The organism is Clostridium sp. UBA6640 (genome assembly GCF_002455975.1).
Taxonomy (GTDB): domain Bacteria; phylum Bacillota; class Clostridia; order Clostridiales; family Clostridiaceae; genus Clostridium_J.
This window is the reverse complement of sequence record NZ_DKLM01000163.1, coordinates 19,041-26,185: the sequence shown is the minus strand read 5'-3', so window position 1 is coordinate 26,185 and position 7,145 is coordinate 19,041. Positions and strand designations below refer to the sequence as shown.

Here is a 7,145-nt window from a genome sequence, read left to right as displayed (position 1 = left end):
ACTAAGTGCATCTGGATAATCCATTCCGGTAACTAGCACTATTGTATCTGATCCATTTGCCCATTTTTCCTTAGAAATAGCTACCGCCGTTTCGTATCTTCCTGTATTATTGCCTCCATATAGCCTCTTAGTAGTAGTTTCTACTGAAGATTCCACCCACTCTCCTGAAAAATTAAAAACATCTTCAGAACTATTATTAGCCTCGCTTTCCATCATCATTTGTATAGCATTTTCATTTTTTGCTTCTGCTGCAAAAACTACAGTGCTATTAAACAATAAAGTAGCTAATAGTCCACAACTAAAAATTTTTAAAATACTTTTTTTCATTAACTTTATCTCCCCTTTTTGGTTTATCTATTAAAGGTTACCATAATTTATTTATATTTTCAATTTTAATTTAATAAAAATTTTCTTAAAATTTTTATTTTTTATTTAACTATTATAGGTATTATTAATGTTTTATCATCGTCTTATAAAGCGTTTTATGGAATATTATGTCGAATTTTATAGGTATAAAAATAGAGTTTAGTTCTAAAGCAATTTTAATTTTAGAACTAAACTCCTTATTTTTTTCAAATATATTGATTTCAAGATATGTTTTAATAGATGCTGCTATTAAATTTTATATGAGAATATTAATTTATAGTTTATTTATTCTCATGTCTTTTGTAATATTGTAATTTAATTTAAATCCATTGATAACCTAATCATATCAACACATTGTATTCCGTTTTCTATAATAGGCTCATCATAATGTTTTATAAAAAAATCATGATCTATACTTCTTATTCTAAATCCACACTTTTGGTATAGTGCTAACTGAGAAATACTAGAATTTCCTGTACCTACTTCTAAGGTTTTCATCTCTGATTTTTTTGCTGTTTCTATTGCATCTTTAATTAGTGCCTTTCCTATTCCCTTTCCATGAAAATTTTCATTTACAGCAAGATTTACAAGTTCCATAGTAGCAGGTCTAGTTCTAATTAATACATATACTCCAACTACTACATTATGTAGTTCTGCAATATAGACTTCCCCCCTAGATATATATTCTTTTATTAAATCCAGTGAAGGGTCTGCTAATAACATTAAGTCATAAGGAAATAACTCTTCATCCTTTATTTCTTTAATATTTAACTTATCTATAATATCATTCATATTTTTTAACCCTCTCTATTTGTATTAAGCTTTTTGTTATACTATATACTTTAGTACAAATTATTATCAATAACAAACTCAATATTATATAAATTTTAAACCTCTAGAAATTTTTAAAAATTGCAGAATCTCAATTTCTACAGCCTTATTCTAAAATAGTAAAACGTGGTGAAAACACCACGCTTTTAGATAAAGTAATAATATTAATAATTAGTTCTAAATTGTTTTCAATAAAATGATACTAAATACTATCCTGAAAGATAGTATGCTTTACTTTCCATTTCTCTAGAGCGATACTAACCCAAAAACCGTATATACCTATGGTTATAATGGTTAATAGAAGCCATTTTATCCAATTACCAAATAATCCTACAGCAGTTCCTGTAAATTTTAATCTTCTACCTTCTATTACAGTATGATTAATCTTCCAGCCATAAACCATGCATACTGCCCAAGGATAGCATATTCCTAAAGTTACTACAGTTATTAATATTCCTAGTAATCTCCATCCTATTAGTTGAAGTAATCCTCCGTCAAAATAAGATTGCCCACTTACATTACGCTTTGATAATTCCATTTTATCCCCCTGAATTAAATATTATTACAACAATATTATAATGGAACTTTTATATAAAAATACCATTAATCATAAAGCTTTAAAATTATTTAATCTTTGGCAAATTAATATTAATAATTTTTAAATTATTATATAAACTTTTCTATAAAATATTTAAAATCATATATTCAAATTTAAGTAAATAAAATTCTTATATTTATTTAAGAATTTTATTTATTTAAGAATTTTTTTATATTATGCTTTCATAAACTATTAATGGGGTGGTTTTATGAAATTATTTTATAAAATCTTTATCACGCTTATCATTGTATTAATAATCGAATATTTAATTATTTTTTTACTTTATTACTTTTAAATTAATTCTCCATTTATCCCTACTATTACCTCTCTATAAGGTACTATAGTTTGGGATTGAAGCATTGCATTTTTAATTGAACTTACTATCCCAGAGCAGCAAGGCACTTCCATTCTAACAACAGTTATACTTTTTATATTGTTGCTTTTTAAAATTTCAGCTAGCTTTTCTCTATAATAGTCATTGTCATCTAGTTTAGGACAACCTATTACAGTTATATGATCTTTTATGAAATCTCTATGAAAATTTGCATAAGCATATGCAGTGCAATCTGCTGCTATTAATAAGTTTGCCCCTTCAAAATATGATGCATTAGGATTTACTAATCTTAATTGTACTGGCCATTGGCTTAACTCTGAATTAATACTACTTTTTTCATTTTCCTTCGAATTGCAATCACATCTATCATTCTTTAAAGCCTTTGTGCTTAGGCTTAATCCTGACTTTCTTTCAATTTTCTTCGCCATTGTTCCAGGGCATCCACAAGGCATAGCTTTTCCTTCACCTTTAGTCTCTTTTTGTAATTTATCCATATCCTCTATTCTTCTTTTCACTGCTTCATCATCATAAGCCCCTGCTTCTCTTTCAATTATTTCAATAGCACCTTGAGGACAATTTAAACAATCTCCTAGTCCATCACAGTACGTATCACTAACAAGCTTTGCTTTACCATTTACTATTTCTATAGCTCTTTCATGACATGCATCTACACATATGCCGCAACCATCACATTTTTCTTCATTTATATGAACAATTTTTCTAATCATAATTTATACCTCCATAGCACACATTGATTTAAAAATCTAAAAGAAAATAACACTTCAAATATGTTAATCTATTTTAAGAATATAAAAGAAAAAATAGTCTAACATACTAGTTTATTGATTTTTTAAGATTATTTAACTACTATAGTGTGTTAATTTAATTTCAATCCATGATTAAATTATATCAACTTAAATGTTTTTGGTATGTAACTTATGTTACAGAGTTAATTTTTTATGATTCCAATTTTATGTGAGTTTTTAATAGCCTTTATTTCTTCCTCAATATTTTTATTCAAAGCTACTATAGCTACTGTTGCAGGACCACAACTTCTATTTATATCTATGTTTATATTTTTTTCTAAGACAAATTTCATACCATTATTTTTAGCTAGTTCTTCTGCTTCATATAATATCCCTTTAGATCCTACAGGAACAATTTCTTTGACCTCTTTTAATTCTCTTAAATAGTAAAGAACATCATATTGAAAAATATCCTCATCATATTCATAACTTATCTCTTCTCCAACTTTAGGTATTCCTATAGAATAAATTAGAACATCATCTTTTATATTATTCACCCTAAGTTTAGATTTTTCACTAATTCCAATTATAGTTACTCCTAATCCTGTAGAAACACAAGGGAAATTTTCTTCTGTACTTCCACTAAGCGCAACATCGTTAATATCTGCCAATTCTAATTCACTTTTGATTCCCTTTATTATTTCTTCTCCCGTAGGTTTCATTTCTGCACAAACATTATCAATAACAGTAACCACTTCTGCACCGCTACTTAATACTTCTAAAAGTCCTACTCTAACTGTATATTTTCCTGTTATAAAAGATGGAACCTTTAATGCATCATGTGGCTTGTCTCCTATACTTCCACAGCTATCACAAGCAATTACCATAGATTTATTTTCATCTATATCAACTAACACTAAGTCTCTTATTTTATTTATCTTCATGTAGATTTTCCTCCTTATGTTACTGTTTCTTAAACTTTTTCCAACTTCATTATACATCAAATTTATTCCATATGGTTTTAAAGTATTTTTAATATCAACTATTAATGTTACCAAGTAAAATTAATTATATTTGATTTTTTATTTATAATACCATATTCTTATTTAGTTTATACTAATGTTTCAGGCCTCTTCAAAAAAATAATAACGCAGTATGTTAGCCTATTTTCCATCATACTACGCTCACAGAACCCTCTCATAGCTCTACTATAATCAGAACCTGACACCTTGTCTGATAGGATGCATATTCAGAAAAATATCTAGTTAGTATACTCATCCATTTTGCATCTTTAACTAACTATTTTCTTTCAGATGTCTTATTTGATATAATCGAATATGAATTGTAGATTTCTTCAATAATATACTTAGAGAATCAGTTCTAAATTTCTCAGTTTTACTGAGAAATATCCACAATTATGAATTGTGAATTAAATCGTCTAATAACGTAGCTATATTAGCTATTAATTTTAAGATACTTTATCTATAAGTAAATTCATCCCATCTATTGTATAATACTAAAGATAATTTTATAAAATAAAAGATTTTATATACAGAAGGAGAAGTGAACTGTTAATGGAAAAAGTTACGTTTAAAGGAAGTGCTATGCTTAATCCAGTGCCAGTGGTACTAATTAGTTGTAAGAATAATGAAGGTAAAGATAATGTTTTTACAGTAGGTTGGATTGGAACAGCATGTACTAAACCTCCTATGATTACAGTGGCAATTAGACCTGAAAGATTGTCCTATGAGTACATAAAAGAAACCATGGAATTTGTAGTTAATCTTCCTTCCAAAAATTTAGTTAAGGAAGTAGATTTTTGTGGAGTTCGTTCAGGTAGAACTATTGATAAAGTTAAAGAAATGAATTTTACGATGACAAAATGCGAAAATATTTCTGCTTCATTAATAGAAGATTGTCCTATTTCTCTTGAATGTAAAGTTAAAAGTATCACTCCTTTGGGTAGTCATGATTTATTTTTAGCTGAAATAGTATGTTCACATGTAAATAGTGACTTAATTGATGAAAAAGGTAAAATTCATTTTGAAAAGGCAAATCTTATCTCCTATTGTCATGGAGAATATTTTGCATTAAATCCTAAAGCTTTAGGATCCTTCGGCTATTCTGTAATGAAAAAGAAAACTATGAAAAAGAAAAAAATTAAAAGATAAATTAAGGCATCTTTAAAAATAACTGCTTAGAATTTTTGAATAGTTATTTTTTAATGCCTAAATACTATGAAAGGTAGTGAAATCCTATGGAATTTCTAAAAGTTGCATCTGCTTGTCCTATTACTAATGTAGCAGATGTAGATTTCAATGTAGAAAATATAAAAAACTGTATTGAGGAAGCTATAGAAGAAAATTGCAAACTTGTAGTGCTTCCTGAACTCTCTATTACATCTTATACATGTGGAGATTTATTTTATCAAAGACAATTATTAAATAAAAGTGAAAAAGCTTTAAAAGAGCTTTGTGAGTTTTCTACACATAAAGATATACTAATTGCTGTAGGTGCACCAATAGAGCATAAAAATTTGTTATATAATAGTGCAGTTATAATACTTGATGGTGAAATACTAGGTATAGTTCCTAAAAGTTATCTACCTAATTATTCAGAGTTCTATGAAAAAAGATGGTTTAACAGTGGTTTAAATTTAACTAACGAAAAAGTATCTTTAAGCTTCAGTGAAAACATTCCTTTTGGAACAAATCTTATTTTTACTTGTGGTGATATAAAAATAGGTTTTGAAATTTGTGAAGATTTGTGGGTTACTATACCACCTAGTAGCTATTTAAGTCTTTTAGGTGCGAATATAATATGTAATTTATCATCTTCAAATGAACTTGTAAGTAAAGCAGAGTATAGAAGAAATTTAATTTCAAATCAAAGTGCAAGATGTATGAGTGCATATATTTATTCTTCATCAGGTGTTTTTGAATCAAGTACTGATTTATTATTTAGCGGGCATTTAATGATATGTGAAAATGGCAGCACGCTTTGTGAAAATGAAAGATTCCAAAGACATAATGAAATTATTACATCAACTATAGATGTGGATAAATTAAAAAGTGAACGTTTAAAAAATGTAAGTTTTAGAGATAGTATTCACTTTTGCCCCTATGATGCAGAAATTATAGAATTTGAATTCAAAAACAAAGAAATTATAAGCTTCAATCGTTATATTGATAAACATCCATTTGTACCAAAGAATGAAATTGAAAGAGAAAGAAGATGTAAAGAAATTTTTAATATTCAAGCTGCTGCTCTAGCTAAGAGATTTTCTTATACAAAATCAAAAAAAGCAGTTATTGGCATTTCTGGGGGACTTGACTCCACTTTAGCATTACTTGTAATTGTTAAAACCTTTGATATGTTAGGTGTGGATAGAAAAAATATATTAACTATTACAATGCCTGGCTTTGGTACTACTGATAGAACTTATAATAATGCTATAAATCTCTGTAAGCATCTAAATACAGAAACTAGAGAAATTAATATAGTAGATGCTTGTCTTCAACACTTTAAGGATATTGGCCATGATGTAGATAAACATGATGTAACCTATGAAAATGTTCAAGCAAGAGAAAGAACTCAAATATTAATGGATATAGCAAATAAGGAAGGTGGCCTTTTAATAGGTACAGGAGATTTATCGGAGCTTGCATTAGGATGGGCTACTTATAATGGTGATCATATGTCTATGTATTCTGTAAACTGTTCTATACCTAAGACTTTAGTTAGATATTTAGTGCATTATGTGGCAGAAAAAGAGTTAAGTGGTGAGGTTTCTGAAATTTTACTAGATATATTAGATACACCTGTTAGTCCAGAACTTCTTCCTAAGGATAAAGAAGGCAATATTGCACAAAAAACTGAGGATATAGTAGGCCCTTATGAGCTTCATGACTTCTTCTTATATCATTTTATAAAAGAAGGAGCAACTCCTGAAAAATTATCATTTTTAGCTAAAGCTGCTTTTGTCGAAACTTATTCTAATGAAGAAATTGAGAAATGGTTAAACACTTTCTTAAGACGATTCTTTACTCAGCAATTTAAGCGTTCTTGTTTACCTGATGGTCCTAAGGTAGGTTCTATAAGCCTTTCTCCTAGAGGAGATTTAAAAATGCCTTCAGATGCAAGTTATAATTCTTGGATATAATATAGGGATCCAATGTGAAAACTTAATATATACTCTGGAAAATAAATTCCTTATAGAAACAGATTAACCCATTAGAAATTAAGGATTAATAATGAAGAATGAAAAATT

7 protein-coding genes are annotated in these 7,145 nt (G+C 27.9%); 2 read left to right on the top strand and 5 right to left on the bottom strand.

The window, feature by feature from the left end:
• The 5 genes from B2W91_RS18740 to B2W91_RS18720 all read right to left on the bottom strand — a co-directional run.
• Nucleotides 1-327: cell wall-binding repeat-containing protein (locus B2W91_RS18740; protein WP_291583691.1), on the bottom strand; the 327-nt coding region annotated here is incomplete at its 3' end.
• A 354-nt stretch (nucleotides 328-681) separates the two neighbouring features.
• Nucleotides 682-1,158: a GNAT family N-acetyltransferase gene (locus B2W91_RS18735; protein ID WP_291583689.1), complete on the bottom strand. Its 477-nt coding sequence runs from the start codon at nucleotides 1,156-1,158 to the stop codon at nucleotides 682-684.
• Between the two features lie 241 nt (nucleotides 1,159-1,399).
• A complete protein-coding gene (locus tag B2W91_RS18730) occupies nucleotides 1,400-1,735 on the bottom strand; it encodes a DUF898 family protein (RefSeq protein WP_291583687.1) in 336 nt (111 codons plus the stop codon).
• 351 nt (nucleotides 1,736-2,086) lie between these two features.
• Nucleotides 2,087-2,857 carry an ATP-binding protein gene (locus tag B2W91_RS18725; RefSeq protein WP_291583686.1) on the bottom strand — a complete coding sequence of 257 codons (771 nt, stop codon included), beginning with the start codon at nucleotides 2,855-2,857 and terminating at the stop codon, nucleotides 2,087-2,089.
• 221 nt (nucleotides 2,858-3,078) lie between these two features.
• Complete coding sequence (locus B2W91_RS18720) at nucleotides 3,079-3,819, bottom strand: alpha-ribazole-5-phosphate synthase (RefSeq protein WP_291583685.1); 741 nt, start codon at nucleotides 3,817-3,819, stop codon at nucleotides 3,079-3,081.
• Nucleotides 3,820-4,449: 630 nt separating this feature from the next.
• Here B2W91_RS18720 and B2W91_RS18715 point away from each other — a divergent pair.
• Both B2W91_RS18715 and B2W91_RS18710 read left to right on the top strand, forming a co-directional pair.
• Nucleotides 4,450-5,046, top strand: coding sequence for a flavin reductase family protein (locus tag B2W91_RS18715; RefSeq protein ID WP_291583684.1), 597 nt, complete (start codon nucleotides 4,450-4,452; stop codon nucleotides 5,044-5,046).
• 86 nt (nucleotides 5,047-5,132) lie between these two features.
• Nucleotides 5,133-7,037 carry an NAD(+) synthase gene (locus B2W91_RS18710; protein ID WP_291583683.1) on the top strand — a complete coding sequence of 635 codons (1,905 nt, stop codon included), beginning with the start codon at nucleotides 5,133-5,135 and terminating at the stop codon, nucleotides 7,035-7,037.
• The last annotated feature ends 108 nt before the right edge of the window (nucleotides 7,038-7,145 follow it).

Bases quoted from the DNA above. Each gene is read 5' to 3' on its own strand.
- B2W91_RS18735 (WP_291583689.1), bottom strand. From the start codon at position 1,158: ATGAATGATATTATAGATAAGTTAAATATTAAAGAAATAAAGGATGAA.
- B2W91_RS18730 (WP_291583687.1), bottom strand. From the start codon at position 1,735: ATGGAATTATCAAAGCGTAATGTAAGTGGGCAATCTTATTTTGACGGA.
- B2W91_RS18725 (WP_291583686.1), bottom strand. From the start codon at position 2,857: ATGATTAGAAAAATTGTTCATATAAATGAAGAAAAATGTGATGGTTGC.
- B2W91_RS18720 (WP_291583685.1), bottom strand. From the start codon at position 3,819: ATGAAGATAAATAAAATAAGAGACTTAGTGTTAGTTGATATAGATGAA.
- B2W91_RS18715 (WP_291583684.1), top strand. From the start codon at position 4,450: ATGGAAAAAGTTACGTTTAAAGGAAGTGCTATGCTTAATCCAGTGCCA.
- B2W91_RS18710 (WP_291583683.1), top strand. From the start codon at position 5,133: ATGGAATTTCTAAAAGTTGCATCTGCTTGTCCTATTACTAATGTAGCA.